The organism is Bradyrhizobium sp. UBA2491, assembly GCF_002341725.1.
Lineage (GTDB): Bacteria > Pseudomonadota > Alphaproteobacteria > Rhizobiales > Xanthobacteraceae > Bradyrhizobium.
The window spans coordinates 47,578-67,778 of record NZ_DDOP01000050.1; the positions used below are offsets into that span (position 1 = coordinate 47,578).

22 protein-coding genes are annotated in these 20,201 nt (G+C 64.1%); 10 read left to right on the plus strand and 12 right to left on the minus strand.

All coding sequences use genetic code 11. The features are described from left to right. On the minus strand, positions 1–210 hold a 210-nt coding region (locus B2W55_RS16735), incomplete at its 3' end, for a TCP-1/cpn60 chaperonin family protein (protein WP_291532252.1). Between the two features lie 46 nt (positions 211–256). Further along, complete coding sequence (groES, locus tag B2W55_RS16740) at positions 257–571, minus strand: co-chaperone GroES (protein ID WP_021077770.1); 315 nt, start codon at positions 569–571, stop codon at positions 257–259. Between the two features lie 393 nt (positions 572–964). Between groES and B2W55_RS16745 the strand changes: the two genes are divergently transcribed. Both B2W55_RS16745 and B2W55_RS16750 read left to right on the plus strand, forming a co-directional pair. Continuing rightward, positions 965–1,255 carry an usg protein gene (locus tag B2W55_RS16745; protein WP_024582525.1) on the plus strand — a complete coding sequence of 97 codons (291 nt, stop codon included), beginning with the start codon at positions 965–967 and terminating at the stop codon, positions 1,253–1,255. Positions 1,256–1,354: 99 nt separating this feature from the next. Further along, positions 1,355–1,906 carry a cupin domain-containing protein gene (locus B2W55_RS16750; RefSeq protein WP_024582524.1) on the plus strand — a complete coding sequence of 184 codons (552 nt, stop codon included), beginning with the start codon at positions 1,355–1,357 and terminating at the stop codon, positions 1,904–1,906. Positions 1,907–2,028: 122 nt separating this feature from the next. Here B2W55_RS16750 and B2W55_RS16755 read toward each other — a convergent pair whose 3' ends face one another. Beyond that, positions 2,029–3,279 (minus strand): NupC/NupG family nucleoside CNT transporter, encoded by a 1,251-nt coding sequence (locus tag B2W55_RS16755; RefSeq protein WP_024582523.1) that lies wholly within the window; start codon positions 3,277–3,279, stop codon positions 2,029–2,031. Positions 3,280–3,396: 117 nt separating this feature from the next. Here B2W55_RS16755 and B2W55_RS16760 point away from each other — a divergent pair, with 117 nt between their 5' ends. Then, positions 3,397–4,620 (plus strand): MFS transporter, encoded by a 1,224-nt coding sequence (locus tag B2W55_RS16760; protein WP_024582522.1) that lies wholly within the window; start codon positions 3,397–3,399, stop codon positions 4,618–4,620. Between the two features lie 338 nt (positions 4,621–4,958). Here the strand turns inward: B2W55_RS16760 and B2W55_RS16765 are convergent, their stop codons facing one another. Continuing rightward, positions 4,959–5,720 carry an SDR family oxidoreductase gene (locus B2W55_RS16765; protein WP_024582521.1) on the minus strand — a complete coding sequence of 254 codons (762 nt, stop codon included), beginning with the start codon at positions 5,718–5,720 and terminating at the stop codon, positions 4,959–4,961. Between the two features lie 14 nt (positions 5,721–5,734). Beyond that, positions 5,735–6,496 carry a peptidase gene (locus B2W55_RS16770; RefSeq protein WP_024582520.1) on the minus strand — a complete coding sequence of 254 codons (762 nt, stop codon included), beginning with the start codon at positions 6,494–6,496 and terminating at the stop codon, positions 5,735–5,737. A 282-nt stretch (positions 6,497–6,778) separates the two neighbouring features. Between B2W55_RS16770 and B2W55_RS16775 the strand changes: the two genes are divergently transcribed. Next, on the plus strand, positions 6,779–8,389 hold the full coding sequence (locus B2W55_RS16775; protein WP_024582519.1) for an ABC transporter substrate-binding protein: 1,611 nt from the start codon (positions 6,779–6,781) through the stop codon (positions 8,387–8,389). Positions 8,390–8,499: 110 nt separating this feature from the next. Here the strand turns inward: B2W55_RS16775 and B2W55_RS16780 are convergent, their stop codons facing one another. The 4 genes from B2W55_RS16780 to B2W55_RS16795 all read right to left on the minus strand — a co-directional run bounded on the left by B2W55_RS16780 (position 8,500) and on the right by B2W55_RS16795 (position 12,470). Continuing rightward, positions 8,500–8,925 (minus strand): carboxymuconolactone decarboxylase family protein, encoded by a 426-nt coding sequence (locus tag B2W55_RS16780; protein ID WP_024582518.1) that lies wholly within the window; start codon positions 8,923–8,925, stop codon positions 8,500–8,502. Between the two features lie 116 nt (positions 8,926–9,041). After that, positions 9,042–9,884, minus strand: coding sequence for a transglutaminase family protein (locus B2W55_RS16785; protein ID WP_024582517.1), 843 nt, complete (start codon positions 9,882–9,884; stop codon positions 9,042–9,044). Positions 9,885–10,095: 211 nt separating this feature from the next. Next, on the minus strand, positions 10,096–11,043 hold the full coding sequence (locus B2W55_RS16790) for an alpha-E domain-containing protein (protein ID WP_024582516.1): 948 nt from the start codon (positions 11,041–11,043) through the stop codon (positions 10,096–10,098). Positions 11,044–11,051: 8 nt separating this feature from the next. Continuing rightward, positions 11,052–12,470 (minus strand): circularly permuted type 2 ATP-grasp protein, encoded by a 1,419-nt coding sequence (locus B2W55_RS16795; RefSeq protein WP_024582515.1) that lies wholly within the window; start codon positions 12,468–12,470, stop codon positions 11,052–11,054. A gap of 226 nt (positions 12,471–12,696) precedes the next feature. Between B2W55_RS16795 and B2W55_RS16800 the strand changes: the two genes are divergently transcribed. From B2W55_RS16800 to B2W55_RS16810, 3 genes are all read left to right on the plus strand, one after another. Next, positions 12,697–13,449: a competence/damage-inducible protein A gene (locus B2W55_RS16800; protein WP_024582514.1), complete on the plus strand. Its 753-nt coding sequence runs from the start codon at positions 12,697–12,699 to the stop codon at positions 13,447–13,449. 6 nt (positions 13,450–13,455) lie between these two features. Continuing rightward, complete coding sequence (gene gpt, locus B2W55_RS16805; RefSeq protein WP_024582513.1) at positions 13,456–13,983, plus strand: xanthine phosphoribosyltransferase; 528 nt, start codon at positions 13,456–13,458, stop codon at positions 13,981–13,983. Positions 13,984–14,096: 113 nt separating this feature from the next. Beyond that, positions 14,097–14,750 (plus strand): hypothetical protein, encoded by a 654-nt coding sequence (locus tag B2W55_RS16810; protein WP_024582512.1) that lies wholly within the window; start codon positions 14,097–14,099, stop codon positions 14,748–14,750. Positions 14,751–14,867: 117 nt separating this feature from the next. Here B2W55_RS16810 and B2W55_RS16815 read toward each other — a convergent pair whose 3' ends face one another. Continuing rightward, positions 14,868–15,890: a methionine synthase gene (locus B2W55_RS16815; protein ID WP_024582511.1), complete on the minus strand. Its 1,023-nt coding sequence runs from the start codon at positions 15,888–15,890 to the stop codon at positions 14,868–14,870. 98 nt (positions 15,891–15,988) lie between these two features. Here B2W55_RS16815 and B2W55_RS16820 point away from each other — a divergent pair, with 98 nt between their 5' ends. The 3 genes from B2W55_RS16820 to B2W55_RS16830 all read left to right on the plus strand — a co-directional run bounded on the left by B2W55_RS16820 (position 15,989) and on the right by B2W55_RS16830 (position 18,418). Next, positions 15,989–16,693, plus strand: coding sequence for a glutathione binding-like protein (locus tag B2W55_RS16820; protein ID WP_024582510.1), 705 nt, complete (start codon positions 15,989–15,991; stop codon positions 16,691–16,693). A 139-nt stretch (positions 16,694–16,832) separates the two neighbouring features. Next, complete coding sequence (locus tag B2W55_RS16825; protein ID WP_024582509.1) at positions 16,833–17,444, plus strand: 2-hydroxychromene-2-carboxylate isomerase; 612 nt, start codon at positions 16,833–16,835, stop codon at positions 17,442–17,444. Next, positions 17,444–18,418 (plus strand): NADPH:quinone oxidoreductase family protein, encoded by a 975-nt coding sequence (locus tag B2W55_RS16830; RefSeq protein WP_024582508.1) that lies wholly within the window; start codon positions 17,444–17,446, stop codon positions 18,416–18,418. The genes B2W55_RS16825 and B2W55_RS16830 overlap by 1 nt, the downstream gene beginning before the upstream one ends. An 88-nt stretch (positions 18,419–18,506) precedes the next feature. On the opposite strand, the gene B2W55_RS16835 is transcribed toward B2W55_RS16830, so the two are convergent. Together B2W55_RS16835 and B2W55_RS16840 are read right to left on the minus strand one after the other, a co-directional pair. Beyond that, positions 18,507–19,181, minus strand: a complete 675-nt coding sequence (locus B2W55_RS16835; RefSeq protein WP_024582507.1) for an alpha/beta fold hydrolase — start codon at positions 19,179–19,181, stop codon at positions 18,507–18,509. Continuing rightward, a complete protein-coding gene (locus B2W55_RS16840) occupies positions 19,178–20,068 on the minus strand; it encodes a crotonase/enoyl-CoA hydratase family protein (protein ID WP_024582506.1) in 891 nt (296 codons plus the stop codon). The genes B2W55_RS16835 and B2W55_RS16840 overlap by 4 nt, the downstream gene beginning before the upstream one ends. Between the last annotated feature and the right edge of the window lie 133 nt (positions 20,069–20,201).

Genomic DNA, 20,201 nt, shown 5'->3' on the forward strand with positions numbered 1-20,201 from the left:
GCCCATGTTCTCGAACTTGTCCTCGAGCTCGATCTCCTTGGCGACGGTGACGCCGTCCTTGGTGATGCGGGGAGCGCCGAACGACTTCTCGAGCACCACGTTGCGGCCCTTCGGACCGAGGGTGACCTTCACCGCGTTGGCGAGAACGTCGACGCCGCGCAGCATCTTGTCGCGCGCCTCGACGGAGAATTTGACTTCTTTAGCTGCCATCTGAGTTTTTCCTTGAGAGGTTTAACCTGGGAGGGAGAGGGGGCGCTTAGGCCGCCTTCTTCTTGGAAGCGGGGACGTCGAGCACGCCCATGATGTCGCTTTCCTTCATGATCAGCAGGTCTTCGCCGTCGATCTTGACCTCGGTGCCGGACCACTTGCCGAACAGGACGCGGTCGCCGACCTTGACGTCGATGGGGATCAGCTTGCCAGCTTCGTCGCGGCCGCCCGGGCCGACGGCGATGACTTCGCCCTGCGAGGGCTTTTCCTTGGCACTGTCCGGAATGATGATGCCGCCAGCGGTCTTCTCTTCGGCGTCGATACGCTTAACCACGACGCGGTCGTGAAGCGGACGGAATTTCATGCAGTCCTCCTAAACGTTTGCATATGCTGTAGATTTTTGGAGAGTTAGCAGTCCAGTCCGGCGAGTGCCAGACTGGTTGGGCAGGAGATAGGCCAAGCCTTGACGGCGGGCAAGTGCCTCTAGCAGAAAAATTGGCACTCGTATGTGACGGTTGCCAGCAGGAAGCCGAGATCATTTCGGCATCCTTAATGCCCTCCGACGGGGCTCTGAGGGCTATTAGCAGATGCGGTAAGCTGCTGCCAACGCACGAAATTTCAACAACCTATTAAACATTTGGGCTTGAGATGGGCCAGTCGCGTGCGTCACATTTCTCTCATGTGAGCGCATCCAGTGCCGGTGGTCCGGCGGGGAGGTCGGCCACCATGTGAATGCGCTCCTTCACAGGAGGTTGGCATGGTCTCGCGAGTTGGTGGGGTTGTTTCCGACGATTTCCGGAAGCAGTTGCTGGGGTACGGGCTGACGACGGCGCAAATTCTTTACCGGATGCCCGATCACCCCTCGTTGCTACAGACCTATGTCTGGCAGAACTACGACCTGTTTCCGAAATTTCCGGCGCTACAGGATTTCCTCGCTTTCTGGCAGGACAAGCTGGAGGGCCCGCTGTTCTCGGTGACGGTGGCGCATTCCAAGCTGGTCAAGCCGGCCGAGCTGCGCGCCGTCGACGGCGTGTTCCGGCTGCATTGATCTGCGAGGACGGGCAGGGCGCGGTGCGCGCCTTTGCCCGCCGCGCGTGGCGCGACTTGTGTTAGCCTCCGTCCATCAGAAAAAGACGGGAGGCGAACAATGGCCAAGAAGACGGCGTCAAGATCCGCAGCCAAGACCGCTGTGAAGAAGAAATGGACCGGGCTCAAGACCGGAGCCAAATCGTCCGCGCGTAAGACCATCAAGTCGAAAGGGCGTGTCACCGCGGCGAAGAAGGGCGCGCCGAAAGCTGCAACCAAGGCCCGGCCGAAGCAGCGCATCGCCATCAGCCATCACCGCGAAGAGGACTTCAAGGCCGACGGCTTGCGTGCCTATGCCAAGTATCGCGACCTCGGCATATCAGCCGCCTCAAACGGTCTCGCGCAAGCGCATGTGATCCGGTTGCAGGGACCGTGCAATCCGGATGAGGTCTCGAAGCTGCACTTCCACGACGTCGACTTCCAGATGGTCTATGTGCTCAAGGGCTGGGTGAAGACCTACATGGAAGGCGAAGGCGAGACGCTGATGAGAGAAGGCAGCGCCTGGACCCAGCCGCCGCGCATCCGGCACATGATCCTGGACTACTCCGACGACGTCGAACTGCTGGAAGTGATCCTGCCGGCCGAGTTCAAGACGGTGGAGCTGAAGGCTTAACTCAGGCCGTCATTCCGGGGCGGCGCATAGCGCCGAGCCCGGAATCCATCAGGCCGCAACCTGCGTGGAGAAATGGATTCCGGGCTCGCGCTGCGCGCGCCCCGGAATGACGACTACGGTCGTCACGTCAGCACCCCCACGATCGCGCCCATCAAACACGTCGTCAGCGTGCCTGAGACGATCGACTTCAGCCCGAGCGCGTTGATCTCGTCGCGCCGCGTCGGCGCCATGATGCCGAGGCCGCCGATCATGATGCCGAGGCTCGCGAAGTTGGCGAAGCCGCACATCGCATAGAGCATGATCAGCCGCGAACGCGGATCGAGCGCATCGGGGCCGAGCTTCGACAGGTCGACATAGGCGATCAGCTCGTTGAGCACGGTCTTGGTACCCATCAGGCTCCCCGCCGTGATCGCCTGCGGCCAGGGCAGGCCCATCAGCCAGCACACCGGCGCCATGACGTAGCCGAGCAGACGCTGCAACGAGATCTTCGCGCCACCGATCTCCGGCAGCAGGCCGATGATCGCGTTCACGAGATAGACCAGCGCGACCAGCACCAGCAGCATCGCGATGATGTTCATCAAGAGCTCGAGCCCCGCCGCGGTGCCCTTGACGATCGCGTCCATTGTCGAGGACACCTCGATTTCGGGATCGTCGAGCGAGCCGCCAGTGCGCTTGTCCGATGTCTCCGGAATCATGATCAGGCTGATCAGGATCGCGGCCGGCGCGCCGAGCACCGACGCAATGACGAAATGCGCGGGTGCGTCGGGGATCAGCGGCGCCAGCAGCGTGGCGTAGAGCACCAGCACGGTGCCGGCGATTCCGGCCATGCCGCCGGTCATCACCAGGAACAATTCGCTGCGGCTGAGCTGCGCCAGATAGGGACGGATGAAGAGCGGTGCTTCGACCATGCCGAGGAAGATATTGGCCGCGGTCGACAGCCCGACCGCGCCGCCGACGCCGAGCGTGCGCTCGAGCAGCCAGGCCATGCCGCGCACCACAGGCGGCAGCACGCGCCAATAGAACAACAACGTGGTCAGCACGCTCATGACCAGCACGATCGGCAGCGCCTGGAAGGCGAGGATGAAGTCCGAGCCAGGCGCCTTGGGATCGAACGGCGCCGGGCCGCCGCCGACATAGCCGAACACGAAGGCGGTGCCGGCGCGTGTCGCGGCGGCGATGGTGCCGACGGCATCGTTGATCACGCCGAAGGCGTGCGTCACCAGCGGCACCTTGATCAGCACCAGCGCGGTCGCGACGGTCACCGCGAGCCCGATCGCCGCCTGCCGCAACGACACCATGCTGCGATTCTCGCTCAACACCCAGGCGATGACCAGCAACGCCACCACGCCGAACGCCGATTGCAATTGCAGCATCACGCCCCCAGGGACCCCTCGCGCGATTATGGGTGGGGGCGTCGCCTAGCGCAATGCTGTTGCGCGTTCCCTTGGCGGCCATTGACAAGTTGCAGGCGCTCGGCCACGCCAGCGTCCATGCCCACCGCCACGCCGGCCGGCGCCCGCGATCTGCTCGGCCACAGACCATTCCTGTTCTTCCTGTTGTCGCGCAGCCTGTCGCGCTTCTCCAGCCAGATCGGCGCGGTCGCGATCGGCTGGCAGATCTATGATCTGACCGGCAGCGCGTTCGACCTCGGCATGGTCGGCCTTGTCCAGTTCCTGCCGACCGCGTTGCTGGTGTTCGTCGCCGGTCACGCCGCCGATCGCTTCGAGCGCAAGCGCGTGGTGCAGGCCTGCCAGGTCGCGGAAGCGCTGACCGCATTGTTTCTCGCGGGAAGCACGTTTGCCGGCACCATCTCCGAGATCCAGATCTTCGTGGCGACCTTCGTGCTCGGCATCGCCGGCGCGTTCGAGAGCCCGGCGACCGCTGCCGTGTTGCCGTTGATCGCGCCGCAAGGCTCGTTGCAGCGGGCGACCGCGATCTCGAGTGGCGCGGCGCAGGTCGCGACCATCACCGGACCGGCGCTCGGCGGCTTCGCCTATGCGCTGATGCCGAGTGCGCCCTACGGCATCATGATGGTGTTCTGGCTGCTCGGCGCTGTCTTGACCGGCGGCATCGGCCGGCTGCAACAGGCGCCGGTGAAGAGCGGCGGATCGTCGGACGATCTGTTTGCCGGTGTCACCTTCGTGCGCAGCAATCCGGCGATCCTCGGCACCATCTCGCTCGATCTGTTCGCGGTGCTGTTCGGCGGCGTCACCGCGCTGTTGCCGATCTATGCGCGCGATATCCTGCAAACCGGTCCGCTCGGCCTCGGCATCTTGCGCGCCGCGCCGGCGGTCGGTGCGCTGCTGATGACCATGGTGCTGGCGCGGCACACCATCAACCGCCGCGTCGGCATGCGCATGTTCCAGTCCGTGATCGTGTTCGGCGTGGCGACGGTGGTGTTCGCGCTGTCGCACTGGATGTGGCTGTCCGCGCTGGCGCTCGCGGTGCTCGGCGCCGCCGACACGATCAGCGTCGTGATCCGCTTCTCGCTGGTGCAGCTCGCCACCCCCGACGAGATGCGCGGCCGCGTCGGCGCGGTCAATTTCCTGTTCATCAACGCCTCGAACCAGCTCGGCCAGTTCGAGAGCGGCGTCACCGCGGCGTTGCTCGGCGCCGTGCCGTCAGCCGTGCTCGGCGGCGTCGCCACCATCGCCGTCGCGCTGCTCTGGATGAAGCTGTTCCCGACGCTGCGGGACGTGGAGAAGCTGGAGTAGGCTCGCTCTCTCCACGTCATTGCGAGGAGCGAAGCGACGAAGCAATCCATCTATCATCTCGGGGATAGATGGATTGCTTCGCTTCGCTCGCAATGACGGTGCTGATGGCTCTCGATTTGAGCTACGCCGTGGCGAGGGTGTTTGTAAAATTCGGAATAATGGAAAAATACTGCTGATTTGCCCGACGTGTCAAGCCGCTTGTGTCGGACGCCGGCAGCCGCTGGCGCCTTTGCATGGGGTTGTTTTCGACATTTTTGACTGCGCCCCATGCGAGGCATGGCAGGGGCAAGCCCGGCCATGCCGTCGTGTCGCTCTGCCGCAAGCGGAGGAGAGGCAGATCAGCCGCGGCCGACGAACGGCATCTTGGTCGCCATGACAGTCATGAACAGCACGTTGGCGTCGAGCGGCAGGCCGGCCATGTAGGCGACGGCATCGCCGACCGCCTTCGCATCCATGCGCGGCTCGTGCTTGGTGGTGCCGTCCGGTTGCAGCACGCCGGGGCCGTTGACCATGCGGTCGGTCATCGGGGTCGCGGCATTGCCGATATCGACCTGGCCGACCGCGATGTCGTACATCCGGCCGTCGAGGTTGGAGGCTTTCGTCAGGCCGGTGATGGCGTGCTTGGTCGAGGTGTAGGCCGCCGAGAACGGCCGCGGCGCGTGCGCCGAGATCGAGCCGTTGTTGATGATGCGGCCGCCGCGCGGGGTCTGGTCCTTCATGATGCGGAAGGCGTGCTGGGTGCACAGGAACGGCGCGGTGAGGTTGGTGTTGACGACGGCCTGCCACTGTTCGAGGGCCAGGTCTTCGAAATGCACCGGCGGCGCGCCCATGCCGGCGTTGTTGAACAGCACGTCGAGCCGGCCGTAGGTTGCCTTGACCTTGTCGAATAGCGCGGCGATCGCCGCCGGGTTGGCCATGTCGGCGGTGACGCACAGGCTCTTGCCGGCCGGGCCGAGCTTGGCGGTCTCCTCCAGCATCTCCAGGCGGCGCCCGACCAGCACCACGGTATAGCCCTTGTCCATCAAGGCGAGCGACGCCGCGCGTCCGACGCCGGTGCCGGCGCCGGTGACGAGTGCAATCTTGCTGGCTGCTTCAGTCATCTCTCAGTTTCCTCTTACTTGGTTTTTGCTTCGGTCTCGTTCTTGTAAGGCGGCCGCGGAATGTTCTGGTGCGCGGCGCGCAGCGCCGCCGACCAGCGCGAGCGCAGATCGTGGAAATATGGCTCGCCGGCCTCGATGCGGTGGTTGAGGTCGGCCTCGCAGGCATCGGTGCGCACCACCAGCACGTCGATCGGCAGGCCCACGCCGAGATTCGAGCGCATCGTCGAATCCATCGAGATCAGCCCCGTTTTGAGCGCCTCATAGAGTTCGACGTCGTAGTGCATGGCGCGGTCCAGCACCGGCTTGCCGTATTTGTGCTCGCCGATCTGCAAATAGGGCGTGTCGGTGGTGCATTCGATGAAATTGCCGGCGGTGTAGACCATGAACAGGCGCATCCGCGAGCCCTTGATCTGGCCGCCGAACAGGAACGAGACGTCGAAGGAGATGTCCTCGGCGCGCAGCGCGTCGCCCTCGGTGGCGTGCACCGCGCGGATCGCGCGACCGATCCGTTGCGCCGCCTGGAACATGGTGGGCGCGTTCATCAGCGTCTCGAGTTCGCCGGTGTGCGGGTCTTCCATGCCCTCGGTCAGGGTCGAGAGTACCGATTGGCTGATCGCGAGGTTGCCGGCGCTGGCGATCGCCATGATGCGCTCGCCGGACTTTTCGAAGATGTGCAGCTTGCGGAACGTCGAGACGTTGTCGAGGCCGGCATTGGTGCGGGTATCGGCGATCATGACGAGGCCGTCGCGCACCAGAATTCCGCAGCAATAGGTCATTTCCAGTCCCCAACGGTCCGAGGTTCTCGGCGCCAAACGTGTAGCCAATTTCGACGTTGCATCCAACCCCAATTCCCCGTGACGGGACGTGCGACGGGGGCCGGACCGCGGACAAGGCCCGCATGGGTCTGTTCCTGCTGCCCATTGTTCGGAGTTTAGCCAGTCTCGCTCTGCGTTGCGCGCAGCCGGCAATGATCCGGGTTCGCTGTCATTGCGAGCCACCGGGCATTGTGGTCGACTGCCCGCAATCGACAAGAACAACAAGAATTCCGGGAGGCGAGAATGTCGTTCAAATTGGCCGCGTGCGTCATGGTATTGGGCGTCGCGGCAATCGCGGCGGGCCCTGCATCGGCGCAGAAGAAGGGCGGCACGCTGCGGCTCTATCACAACGACAATCCGCCCTCGACCTCGTTGCTCGAGGAATCCACCATCGCCTCGGTGATGCCGTTCGCTGCGGTGTTCAACAACCTCGTGGTGTTCGATCCGGCCAAGGTGCACGAGAGCATCGACACCGTCATCCCGGACCTCGCCGAGAGCTGGTCGTGGGACCCGACCAACACCAGACTGACGTTCAGGCTGCATCACGGCGTAAAATGGCATGACGGCCAGCCGTTCACGGCCAAGGATGTCCAGTGCACCTGGCGGATGCTGATCGGCAAGAGCGAGACGCAGGAGTCCAAGACCCAGGACTTCAAGCGCAATCCGCGCAAGGTCTGGTACACGAAGCTCAGAGATGTCAGCATCAATGGCGACGATGAGGCGACCTTCGAGCTGACCGAGCCGCAACCGGGCCTGCTGGCGCTGCTCGCGAGCGCCTTCTCGGTGGTCTATCCCTGTCATGTGCCGCAGCAGGTGATGCGCACCAAGCCGGTCGGCACCGGGCCGTTCAAATTCGTCGAGTTCCGGCGCGGCGATTCGATCCGTCTGGTCCGCAATCCCGATTACTTCAAGAAGGACCGGCCGTATCTCGACGAGATCACGGTGCGCTCGATCGACAGCCGCGCCACGCGCATGCTGGCATTCGCGACCGGCGATTACGACATCACCTTTCCGTCCGACGTCAGCATTCCCCTGATGAAGGACGTCAAGGCGCGGGCGCCGAACGCGATCTGCGAGATGACTTCGACCAATCTACAGATCAATCTCCTGGTCAACCGCGTCAATCCGCCGTTCGACGATCCGGATATCCGCAAGGCGATGTCACTGGCGCTCGATCGCAAGGCTTTCAACAGCATTTTGTTCGAGGGCACGGGACGGCTCGGCGGTGCGATGCAGGCCAGGCCCGAAGGCGAGTGGGGCATGCCGGACGACGTGCTGTCGACGCTGATGGGCTACGGCCCCGACACCGCGAAGAACCTCGCGGACGCACAGGCGATCATGCAGAAGCTCGGCTACAGCGACAGCAAGCCGCTGTCGATCAAGATCCAGACCCGCAATCTGCCGACCTATCGCGACCCGGCCGTGATCCTCGCCGACCAGCTCAAGAAGATCTACATCGTGGCCGAGCTCGACATCCTGGACACGCCGCGTTGGTACTCGCGGCTGCAGCGCAAGGATTACACGATCGGCCTCAATGTCACCGGCGTCAGCGTCGACGATCCCGACGGCAATCTGGTCGAGAACTATTCCTGCAATTCGGAGCGCAACTACACCCAGTACTGCAATGCCGAGGTCGACAGATTGCTCGCCGCGCAGTCGCGCGAGGTCGACAAGGACAAGCGGCGCAAGATCGTGTTCGACATCGAGCGCCTGCTGGTCGACGATGCCGCGCGGCCGGTCATCCTGCACTCATCGGCCGGCAATTGTTGGCAGCCTTACGTGAAGAACTTTCATCCGCACGACAACAGCCAGTACAACAATCTGCGCTTCGAGGATGTCTGGCTGGACAAATAACGCATGCGTAGGATGGGTAGAGCGCAGCGAAACCCATCATGTCTCCGCACGGAAGATAAGGTGATGGGTTTCGCTGCGCTCTACCCATCCTACGGACCTGAGCGGAGTCGTCACGTCTCCTGGCTTCGTCCCGCCGGTGCATCCACGAGGAACGCATCGTCCACCGGCACGCCGAGCGCGGTCACGAGCCGGTTGGTCTCGGCGGCCATGCCGATGATCGCCAGCATTTCCTGGTGCTCGGCGTCGGTCATGCCCTTGGCGCGGGCGGCCGCGGTGTGCGAATGGATGCAGTAACTGCAGCCATGGGCCACCGAGACCGCGACGTAGAGCATCTCCTTGACCTTCGGATCGAGCGCGCCCGGCGCCATCACCTCCTTGATGCTCTCCCAGGTCCGCCGCAGCGTCTTCGGATCATGCGCGAGCGCGCGCCAGAAATTGTTGACGAAGTCCGATTTCCGCACCTTGCGGATGTCGTCGAAGACGGCGCGGGCCTCGGCCGAGAGTTCGTCGTCGGAAAGCAGTTTGACGGTTGCCATGGTGTGTCCCGATGGTTCGGATTGATACGGCCGCAATGATAGCACGCTCGTATCTTACCGTCGTCATTCCGGGCTCTCGCTACGCGAGCCCCGGAATGACGGGGAGAGAGCGGTGCCTACGACTGGGTCTGGCTCTGCCACTGCCCGGGGCGGCCGGCCTGATCGACCTTGACCGCAACCGTCAGCGTCTCGTTGCCGCCGCCATAGCGGGTGCCGCGGACCGGCGCGGCGCCGAGATAGTCGAGGCCGATCGCGACGCGGGCATGCGCGTCGGTGGTGCAGATGCCGTTCGCGGCGTCGAAGCCGATCCAGCCGAGGTCGGGCACGTAGGCCTCCGCCCAGGCGTGGCCGGCCTGCTGGTTGACCATGCCGTCGGAGCGCAGGAAGTGGCCGGAGACGAACCGCGCCGGAACCCCGCCGGCGCGCGCGCAGGCGATCAGGATGTGGGCGTAGTCCTGACAGACGCCGCGCTTGAGCGCGAACGCCTCGGACGCCGACGTGGCGCTGTTGGTCGGGTCTTCGTCGAAGGTCATGTGCTCGTAGACCTGGACCATCAGCGCATGCAGGAAGCCGAGCACGTCGCTGCCGGCTTCCGCGCGCAGTTCGCGCACCAAGGCCGTCATTGCCGGGTTGAGGTCGGTCAATGGCGTGGGCCGCAGGAACAGGCTCGGCGGAAACCGTTCGTCGGTGCCCTTGAGCACGCCGCCGGTGTCATGGGTTTCGACCAGGCCCTCGCAATGGATGGTGAGGTCGCTGATCGCACCATGCGTCAGCACATGGGTGACGTTGCCGAACGCGTCCTCATGGGTATCGAGCCGGGAGTCGGTCGAGACGTCGATCTGCCAATTGGCGACATATTGGCCGTCATGGCTGCCCGGCGTCATCCGCAGAATCTGGATCACGCCCGAAGCCGCCGGCTCGTAGCGATAGGTGGTGGTATGGGCAATCCGCAGGCGCATGTGCGTTTCCAGTAGGTCAGATCAGAGCTGACGGCAACGGGATTATACCTCTCCCATCGGGAGAGGTCGAATTGCGAAGCAGTTCGGGTGAGGGGTCAAGGCCCTCGGTAGACCGAATTCCCTCACCCGGATCGCAAAACGCGATCCGACCTCTCCCTCCGGGAGCGGTGAGGACAGTGCCCGCAGACGGCGCCGAATTCACATCTTCGGCCTATATCAAATACTGCTTGGTGACGATCTCGCCCAGCCGTGAGTTGTCGGCGATGAATTCCTGGATGAATTCGTGCACGCCGTGCTGGAAGATGTCATCCATGTTGCTGTGCTCGAGCCGGTTCCGGATGCCGCGGGCGTGGCGCTGGGCGGCGCCCTGGCGGCCATAGGCGACGCCGATCTGGTCGAGGTTGCGCACCAGATTGCTGTAGCAGCTGGCCAGCGACCGCGGCAGCGTGTCGTTGAGGATCAGCAGGTCGGCGATCAGCCAGGGTTTCAGGGTTTCCCGGTAGACCCAGTGATAGGCCGTGGTTGCCGACACCGAGCGCAGGATCGAGGTCCACTGGTAGTAATCCAGCGGGCCGCCGACATGCTCCTCCTCGGGCAACAACATGTGATACTTGACGTCGAGAATCCGCGCGGTGTTGTCGGCGCGCTCGAGATGGACGCCCAGCCGCGAGAACCAATAGGCGTCGTTGCGCAGCATGGTGCGGTAGGCCGAGCCGTCGAAGCGCAGCGAGGTCTCCTGCACGAAGCGCAGGAACCTGGCCAGCTCCTCGCGGCTGCCGGTGCCGCCCTTGCTCCACACTGCCTGCAACTCGATCCAGGAGGAATTGATGGTGTCCCACATCTCCGAGGTCAGCGCGGTTCGTACCGAGCGCGAGTTCAGCCGCGCCGCCTCGATGCAATTCTTGATCGAGGAGGGGTTCTCCGACGAGAAGGATAGATATTCGACGACGTTCTGCTGGTTGGCCTCCTGGTAGTGATCGTAGAAGGTCGCGCCGACGCCGGCGGTGAGCAGTGCGGAATCCCACTCGTTGGTCTTGCCGATATAGGCCGCCGGCAGCGCCGTGACGCGCAACGTGGCGTCGATCGTGCGCGCGAGATATTCGGCCCGTTCGACGTAACGGGCCAGCCAGAACAGGTTTTCAGCGGTGCGCGACAGCATGCTTTCAACTACTCGCTCAGTATCCAGGTGTCTTTGGTACCGCCGCCCTGGCTCGAATTGACCACGAGTGAGCCTTCCTTCAGCGCCACACGAGTGAGCCCGCCGGGCACGATGGTGGTGTGGGTCGAGCCGGTCAGCACGAACGGGCGAAGGTCGACATGGCGCGGCGCGAGGCCCTTGTCGGTGCAGGTCGGGCAGGTCGACAGCGCCAGCGTCGGCTGGGCGATGAAGCCTTCAGGCTCGCGCTTGAGCTTGTCGCGGAACGCCTCGATGGTCGCCTTGGTGGCGGCGGGGCCGATCAGCATGCCGTAGCCGCCCGAGCCGTGCACCTCCTTGACGACGAGGTCGGCGAGGTTATCGAGCACGTAGGACAGATCCTGCGGTTCGCGGCAGCGCCAGGTCTGCACGTTCTTCAGGATCGGCTCCTCGCTGAGATAGAACTTCACGATGTCGGGCATGTAGGAATAGATCGCCTTGTCATCGGCGATGCCGGTGCCGACCGCGTTGGCGAGCGTGATGTTGCCGGCCGCATAGGCCGACATCAGCCCGGGCACGCCGAGCGCGGAATCCGGCCGGAAGGTGAGGGGATCGAGGAAGTCGTCGTCGACGCGACGGTAGATCACGTCGACCCGCTTCAACCCCTCGGTGGTACGCATGAACACCTCGTCGTTCTTGACGATGAGGTCGCGCCCCTCGACCAGCTCGATGCCGAGCTTGTCGGCGAGGAACGAATGCTCGTAATAGGCTGAATTGTAGACGCCGGGCGTCATCAACGCGACCGTGGGTTCGGCGGAGGCGCTGTGCGGCGCCACCGAGCGCAGTGCCGACAACAGTTCGTCCGGATAGCGCTCTACGGGTGCTACACGATGCCGCGCGAACAGGTCCGGAAACAGCCGCATCATGATCTCGCGGTTTTCCAGCATGTAGGACACGCCGGACGGCGTCCGCGCATTGTCCTCCAGCACGATGAAATTGTCGGGATCGGTGCGGATGATGTCGATGCCGGCGATGTGGACGTAGATGTCGTGCGGCACTTCCTGGCCGTTCATCTCCGGCCGGAACACCGGGTTCTGGAAGATCAGGTCTTCCGGGATGATGTTGGCGCGCAGGATGTCGCGGCCGTGATAGATGTCCTTGAGGAACAGGTTGAGCGCGAGCACGCGCTGCTTCAGGCCCTTCTCCAGCAGCGTCCATTCGGTCGCGGACATGATGCGGGGAATGACGTCGAACGGGATCAGCCGCTCCTGGGCCTCGGCATCGCCATAGACCGCGAAGGTGATGCCGATCCGGCGGAACAAGAGCTCCGCTTCCTGGCGCCGATATTCGAGCGCGTCCGGCGGCGTCTCTTTGAGCCAGCGGGAGAGCTCCTGGTAGGCCGGGCGGAGATCCTCGCCGAGGCCGTTCATCTCATCGAACGCGACTGCCATATACCCTGACTGCCCTCCCAAGCCATGTGACACAGTGCATGACTTGATGGGATGGTAGCAAGGGCCGGGCCAGCGCGATATGCATTGGCTTGTGGCATTTGCTAGGGGTAGCCAGGAAGGCCTGCCCGAAAAACCGGCTGAGGTCTGCTTAATTCGGCGGCAAGACCCCGTGACATCAAGGCATTGGACCGGCAATGTCAGGGCATCAAGTTTAAGGAATGAGACCATGAGCGAGATCGTCACGGCAGGGATATTGGTGATCGGCGACGAGATCCTGTCCGGCCGGACCAAGGACAAGAACATCGGCTTCATCGCCGAGTACCTGACCAATATCGGCATCGACCTGAAGGAGGTTCGCGTCGTCGCCGACGACGAGGCCGACATCGTGTCCGCCCTTGATGCGCTGCGGCATAGGTACACCTACGTGTTCACGACCGGCGGCATCGGACCGACCCATGACGACATCACCGCCGACAGCGTGGCGAAGGCGTTCGGGGTCGATATTCACCATCACCCTGACGTGGTGGCCCGCTTCCGGGAGCGCTGGAGCGAGCAGGACCTCAACGAGGCACGGCTGCGGATGGCCAGGGTGCCCGACGGTGCCGAGCTGATCCAGAGCGCGACCATCCTGGCGCCGGGCTTCAAGCTCGGCAATGTCATCGTGATGGCGGGCATTCCGACCATCATGCAGGCGATGATGGACATCGTGGCGCCGACCTTGAAGTCGGGCGTGCGGATGTTGTCGGATTCGGTCCGTGCCGACGCGCGGGAAGGCGACATCGGCGGCCCGCTGCGGGCGATCGCGGAAGCTCATCCCGACACCATTATCGGCAGCTATCCGTTCCAGGACGAGAACCAGAAGCCGAACACCAATCTGGTGGTCCGTTCGCGCGATCCGGAAAAGCTCGCCGCGGCGATGACCGCGGTGAAGGAGATGCTGAAGCAGGTGCAGGCCGCGCAGAAGAAGCCGGCGGGTTGAGACGACATGGTCGAGAAAAGTTCTGAACCAAGTGCGCAGGAGCGGGCCGGCAGGCCGTTCCCGGTGTCGTGGGATCAATTCCACCGGGACTGCCGGGCGCTGACCTGGCGGCTCAATGAAGTCGGCCCGTTCCATGCGGTGGTCGCGATCACCCGCGGCGGGCTGGTGCCGGCGGCGATCGTGGCGCGCGAGCTCGGCTTGCGGATCATCGATACGGTCTGCGTCGCCAGCTATGACCATGACAAGCAGGGCGACCTCAAAGTGCTCAAGGGCATTTCGGAGCAGACCGCCAAGCTCGGCGGCGGCACCGGCAAGGGGCTGTTGATCGTCGACGACCTGGTCGACACCGGCAAGACCGGCAAGCTGGTGCGCGAGATGCTGCCGGACGCGCATTTCGCCACGGTTTACGCCAAGCCCAAGGGACGCCCGCTGGTCGATACCTTCATCACCGAGGTGTCGCAGGACACCTGGATCTTCTTCCCGTGGGACACTGCGTTGTCGTTCCAGCCACCGATCCGGGATGGGGCGGCATGAGGTAGCCGTCATTGTGAGCGCAGCGAAGCAATCCATGCTTCCGCATATGCGGTATGATGGATTGCTTCGTCGCTTGCGCTCCTCGCAATGACGATCGTGGTTAGAGCTGTGCCATGCCCCTGCAAAACCGCGTCACACCGACAGGCGAGATCGTCGCGTCCGCGCACCGCGGCACCTTCACCGGCAATCGCGGTATCATCCACGATCCCGCGACCCGAACGCTTTTGAACAAGCGTTGGTCGTCGCCGGCGTGGCTCACCTGCGTCTGCGAATTCAGGGGCAGACGACGCAAGGTGATGAGCCAGCAGAGCTGGACCGAGTTGTTCTTCCTCGATGAGGCCACCGCGTTTGCGGCCGGGCACCGGCCCTGCTTCTACTGCCGCCGCGACGACGCCAAGCGGTTTCGTGCGGCCTGGGAGCAGGGCAACGGCGTGGGTGATCTCAAGGTCAAGGCGATGGATGCGGTGCTGCACGCCGAGCGGCTGGATCGCCGGCAGAAGCGGCTGCATCCGTTGCCGGTGCCTATCAACGAATTGCCCGACGGGACGATGGTGCAGGCGAGCGACCAAAGCCATCTCGTCGCCAATGGAAAGACCTTGCGGTGGTCGTTCGCCGGTTACGAGCGGGCCGAGGTGAGTGCGCCAGCGATGTTGCTGACGCCGCCGTCGACCGTTCGTGCATTTCAGTCCGGTTATCGGCCGGTGCTGCACGTTAGCGCGAATTCGGGGCAATTCCGTCCTCGAGCGGAGCGAGCCTCGAAGGATTGACGGCCACCAGCCGGGCCGATTCATCCTTCGAGACGCGCTACGCGCTCCTCAGGACGACGGAAGCCTCTTGCCTGCGTGACCAACGTCTTGCAGGCATTGAGCGGGTCGCGCTCGGCATCACCCGAGCCGCTGCCGTGCCAGTTTCGCACCATCACCGAGTGCGATCAGCTTGGCTTCGGCGATATCCCGCCGCATCGGCGCCATGCCGCAATTGGTGGTCGCGATGATGTTGCTCTTCGGCACATGCTTCGCGACCGCCTCGATCACCTTGACGACATCCTCAGGGGTTTCGATCTCGTCGCTGGCGACATCGATCACGCCGGCCTGGACGATCTTGCCGGGGAGCGCGGCGAGCAGTTCGATCGGCACTTTCGAGTTGCGGCATTCGATCGCGACTTGCTGGATCGTGCTCTTGTCGATGACAGGGAAGGTCTCTTCGTACTGGCGCCATTCGCCGCCAAGCGTCTGCTTCCAGTCGGTGTTGGCCTTGATGCCGTAGCCGTAGCAGATGTGCACGGCGGTGGCGCAGGTGAGACCCTCGGCGGCGCGCTCCAGCGCCTTGATGCCCCAGTCGCGGACCTCGTCCATGTAGACGTTGAACGCAGGCTCGTCGAACTGGATCATGTCGACGCCATCGGCCTGCAACGCCTTGGCTTCCTGGTTCAACAGCTCGGCGAAGGCAAACGCCATCTTGACGCGGTCGCCGTAATATTTGTCGGCGATGGTGTCGATGATCGTCATCGGGCCGGGCATCGTGAATTTCAGCCGGTTCCTGGTGTGGGCGCGCGCGGCGCGTGCCTCACCCTCGTGGACACGGCCCTTGAGCTGAAGCGGTGCGACCACCTGCGGCACCATGGCTTTGTAGCGGTCCTTGCGGATGCCCATTTCGACCTTGTGGGCGAAATCGATGCCTTCGATCCGCTCCAGGAAACCATGCACGAAGTGCTGGCGCCCCTGTTCGCCCTCGGTGACGATGTCGACGCCGGCATCTTCCTGTAGCTTGACCGCGAGCACGGTCGCGTCGCGTTTGGCGCGGGCGAGCTCGGTGCCTTCGGATTTCCAGGGAGCCCACAGCATGTTCGGCTCGGCCAGCCATTCCGGCTTGGGCAGGGAGCCTGCGATCGTGGTTGGAAACAGCATGGGAGCCTCCCGGTGGGTTCGGATTGAGCGCCTGTGTGCCATGTCCTAGAGTGCAGGTACAGAACAACAAGAGGCTTTGTGATGGGGAATGGACGCCGATGATCGATCTGCACTACGCGCCGACGCCGAACGGCTGGAAGATCTCGATCATGCTGGAGGAGCTGGGCCTGCCGTACAAGGTGATCCCGGTGAACATCCGCGCCGGCGAGCAGTTCCGGCCCGAATTCCTGGCGATCAGTCCGAACAACCGCATCCCCGCGATCGTCGACCATCAGCCGGCCGATGGCGGCGGGCCGTTCTCGGTGTTCGAGACCGGCGCGATCCTGATCTATCTCGCCGACAAGACCGGCCGTTTCCTGTCCAGGGAGTTACGTGCGCGGTCGAACGTCATCCAATGGGTGATGTGGCAGATGGGCGGCCTCGGGCCGATGCTCGGCCAGCACGGCCATTTTGCGCTCTATGCGGCCGAGAAAATTCCCTATGCGATCGAACGCTACCGCGACGAGGCGGCGCGACTCTATGGCGTGCTCGACCGCCAACTCGGCAAGACCGGCGCCTATGTCGCCGGCGATGACTATTCGATCGCCGACATCGCCTGCTTCCCCTGGACCATGACCCACCAGGCACAGGGTTTCACGCTCGACGATTATCCGAACATCAAGCGCTGGTACGCGACCGTTCGGGCCCGGCCGCAGGTGCAGGCGGGTCTTGCGATCGGGAAGTTCGTCAAGGAGCCGTTCGACGAGGAATCGCGCAAGAACATGTTCGGCCAGCGTGCCAAGGAGCTGGTCGAGAAGAAATGATATTTTGTCATTCCGGGGCGACGCGCAGCGACGAGCCCGGAATCCATAACCACCATCGTGAGTATGGATTCCGGGCTCGCGCCAAGCGGCGCGCCCCGGAATGACGAAAGTGAGACAACACCAACCTAAGGAAACGCCCATGATCGAATTCTTCTTCGACTGCTCCAGCCCGTGGACTTACCTGGCCTGGCATAACATCCAGCCGATCGCCAAGGAGTTCGACGCTCCGATCACCTGGCGGCCGATTCTGGTCGGCGGCATCTTCAACACCGTCAATCCCTCGGTCTACGCGCAGCGCGAAACGCCGGTGCCGCTGAAGGCGCGCTACATGAAGAAGGATCTCTCCGACTGGGCGCGCTCGGCCGGTCTTGCGATCAAGATGCCGCCGACCGTGTTTCCGGTGAACAGCGTCAAGGCGATGCGCGGTTGCATCTGGCTCGGCAACGACAAGATGGTGCCGTTCGCGCGCGCCGTGTTCGAGACCTATTGGGGCGACGACAAGGACATCTCGCAGGATGCGGTGCTGACCGAGATCTGCACCAAAACCGGGATCGATCCCGCAAAGTTCTTTGCCGGCATCGGCGACCAGGCCATCAAGGATCAGCTCAAGGCCAATACCGAAGAGGCGGTAGCGCGCGGCGCATTCGGCTCACCCACGATCTATCTCGACAAGACCGACATGTATTTCGGCAACGACCGCCTGCCGTTGATCCGGGAGGCGCTGGCACGCCTCAAGGCACGGGCCGCCTGATGCCGAAAGCCGTTGTCTGCCGCGAGCTCGGGCCGCCCGAGCGCCTGCAACTGGAAAGCTTTGCCTCGGTGCCGTTGAAGCCGGGCGAGGCGCGCGTTGCGATCCGTGCCGCCGGAATCAATTTCCCCGACATCCTGATGGCTGCCGGCGAGTACCAGCTCAAGCCGCCGCTGCCGTTCACGCCGGGTTCGGAAGCGGCCGGCGATGTCGTCGAGGTCAATGATGCCTCAGGTGTCGCGGTCGGCGACAAGGTGATCGTCAAGATGCGCCACGGCGCCTATTGCGACGAGACCGTCGCAACGCCGTCGCAACTGGTGCCGATACCGTCGACCTTCGACTATGCCGAGGGCGCGACCTTCCTGGCCGCGCACGGCACCGCGTATCACGCGCTGATCGACCGCGGTCAGATCAAGCCGGGCGAGGTGCTGCTGGTGCACGGTGCCGGCGGCGGCGTCGGGCTTGCCGCGGTCGAGATCGGCAAGCTGCTCGGTGCCACCGTGATCGCGGCGGCATCATCCGAGGAGAAGCTGGCGATCGCCAGGCAACGCGGCGCGGATCATCTCGTGCTGTATGCGCGCGAGCCGTTCCGCGATGCGGTGAAACGTCTCACCGATGGCCGCGGCGCCGACCTCGTGTTCGATCCGGTTGGCGGCGAGGTGTTCGAGAGCTCGATGCGCTGCATCAACTGGGGCGCGCGGATCCTCATCGTCGGCTTCACCGGCGGCATCGGCCTTGCCCGCACCAACCTGCTGATGATCAAGGGCGCCAGCGTGCTCGGCGTGCGTGCCGGCGAGGCGGTGCGGAAGGATCCCGCGCTCGGCGAGGTCAGGTTCAAGGCGCTGAACGAATGGGCCGAGGCCGGCCGGGTGCGGCCAAATATCTCACACCGGCTGCCGCTGGAGGACTACGCCAAGGCGATGCGGCTGTTGATCGAACGCAAGGCGATCGGCCGCGTGGCGCTGATCACTCGATAACCGTCATTGCGAGCGGAGCGAAGCAATCCATGCTCACCGTGTGTGGGCAGTATGGATTGCTTCGTCGCTTCGCTCCTCGCAATGACGGTTACGTCGTTGCGAACTTTCCCTCTCGCAAGAACGCAATCGTCTGCGTGATCGCCTCCCTGTTGCGTACCAGCCAGGGATGCGAGGTGCGGATCACGATATGGTCGGCCATACCGTCGAGCCTGGTGTTGGCGACCGACACCCGGCCGTCATGCGGCCGCGGCAGGCCCATCGACGTGATAGGATAGACCGAGCGGTTGCCCGCGATGATGCCGGCCTCATAATCGATGGCGGGCAACAGCGCGCTGGTCGCGGCATCGCGGCGGGTGACGAGCTGTTGCCCGGCCGGGCCGAAAAAGGCGCGATAGGCTGTGAGGTTCTTCAGGCGGTCGGCGATCTCGCTGCCGCCGTTCGGCGTGCCCAGCATCACGACGCGGCCGAGCCGGGCGGGGCGGTGTCGTGCGAGGTACACGCGGGCCAGCAGGCCGCCCATCGAATGACAGACGAAATGCACCGAGCCATCGAGGCTATCGGCGAAACGAACGATCGACGGGTCAATATCCTCGGCCAGCGTGCCGAGCGGCTTGCGTCGGCTGTCATAGTCGAGGTTGAGGGTGGCAAAGCCGGCGTCTCGCAGCGCCAGCTCCATCCTGCGAAACGAGCGCGCCGTCCTGCTGATGCCGTGCAGCAGGACGACGCCGTCAAGTGTGGACGTCGGGGGACGCCGTTCGCTCACTTATACTCGCGCTCTTGCCACCACGGGAAATAGTCGGGCATGTCCGACGACACCTTGTTCTTGAACTGCGCGGGGCGCTTCTCCAGGAACGCGACCACGCCTTCCTTGACGTCGTCGGAGCGGCCGCGGGCATAGATGCCGCGGCTGTCGACCTTGTGCGCTTCCATCGGATCGTCGGCGCCCATCATGCGCCACATCATCTGGCGGATCAGCGCCACCGACACCGGCGCGGTCTTGGCCGCGAACTCCTTGGCCAGCGCACGCGCGGTCGGCAGCAGGTCATCCGGCGGCACCACCTTGCTCACGAGACGGCCGGCGAGGGCTTCCTGCGCCGGGAAGACGCGGCCCGAGTAGCACCATTCCAGCGCCTGCGAGATGCCGACGATGCGCGGCAGGAACCAGCTCGAGGCGGCCTCCGGCACGATGCCGCGCTGGGAGAACACGAAGCCGAAGCGTGCGGCTTCCGACGCGATGCGGATGTCCATCGCCAGCTGCATGGTGACGCCGATGCCGACGGCGGGACCGTTCACCGCCGCGATGACGGGCTTCAGGCACTTGAAGATGCGCAGCGTCACCTGGCCGCCGCCGTCGCGCACCTGCGGATCGCTGTAGTCGACGCTGCCATCGGCATTGCGCTTGACCGGCCCGCGCCGCGCATCGCGGTCGAAGGTGTTGGCGCCGGAGGAGAGGTCGGCGCCGGCGCAGAAGCCGCGGCCTTCGCCGGTCACGATGATTGCCCTGACGTCGTCGTCCTTGTCGGCTTTGTCGAACGCGTCGATCAGCTCCTGCTGCATCGTGGCGTTGAAGGCGTTGAGCTTGTCGGGCCGGTTCAGCGTGATGGTCAGGATCTGCTCGGCGACCTCGTACTTGATCGTCTCGTACGCCATGGGGATGATTTCCTCTCGGTTTCTTGAATGAACGGCGCTGGCGCGCGTCTCCATCCAGTTAACCCGGCAATCATCCCTTGTGAAGAAGTCGGATGCGCGGCCTGGTTCCGCGCATCGCGACTTGTGTTGAGGC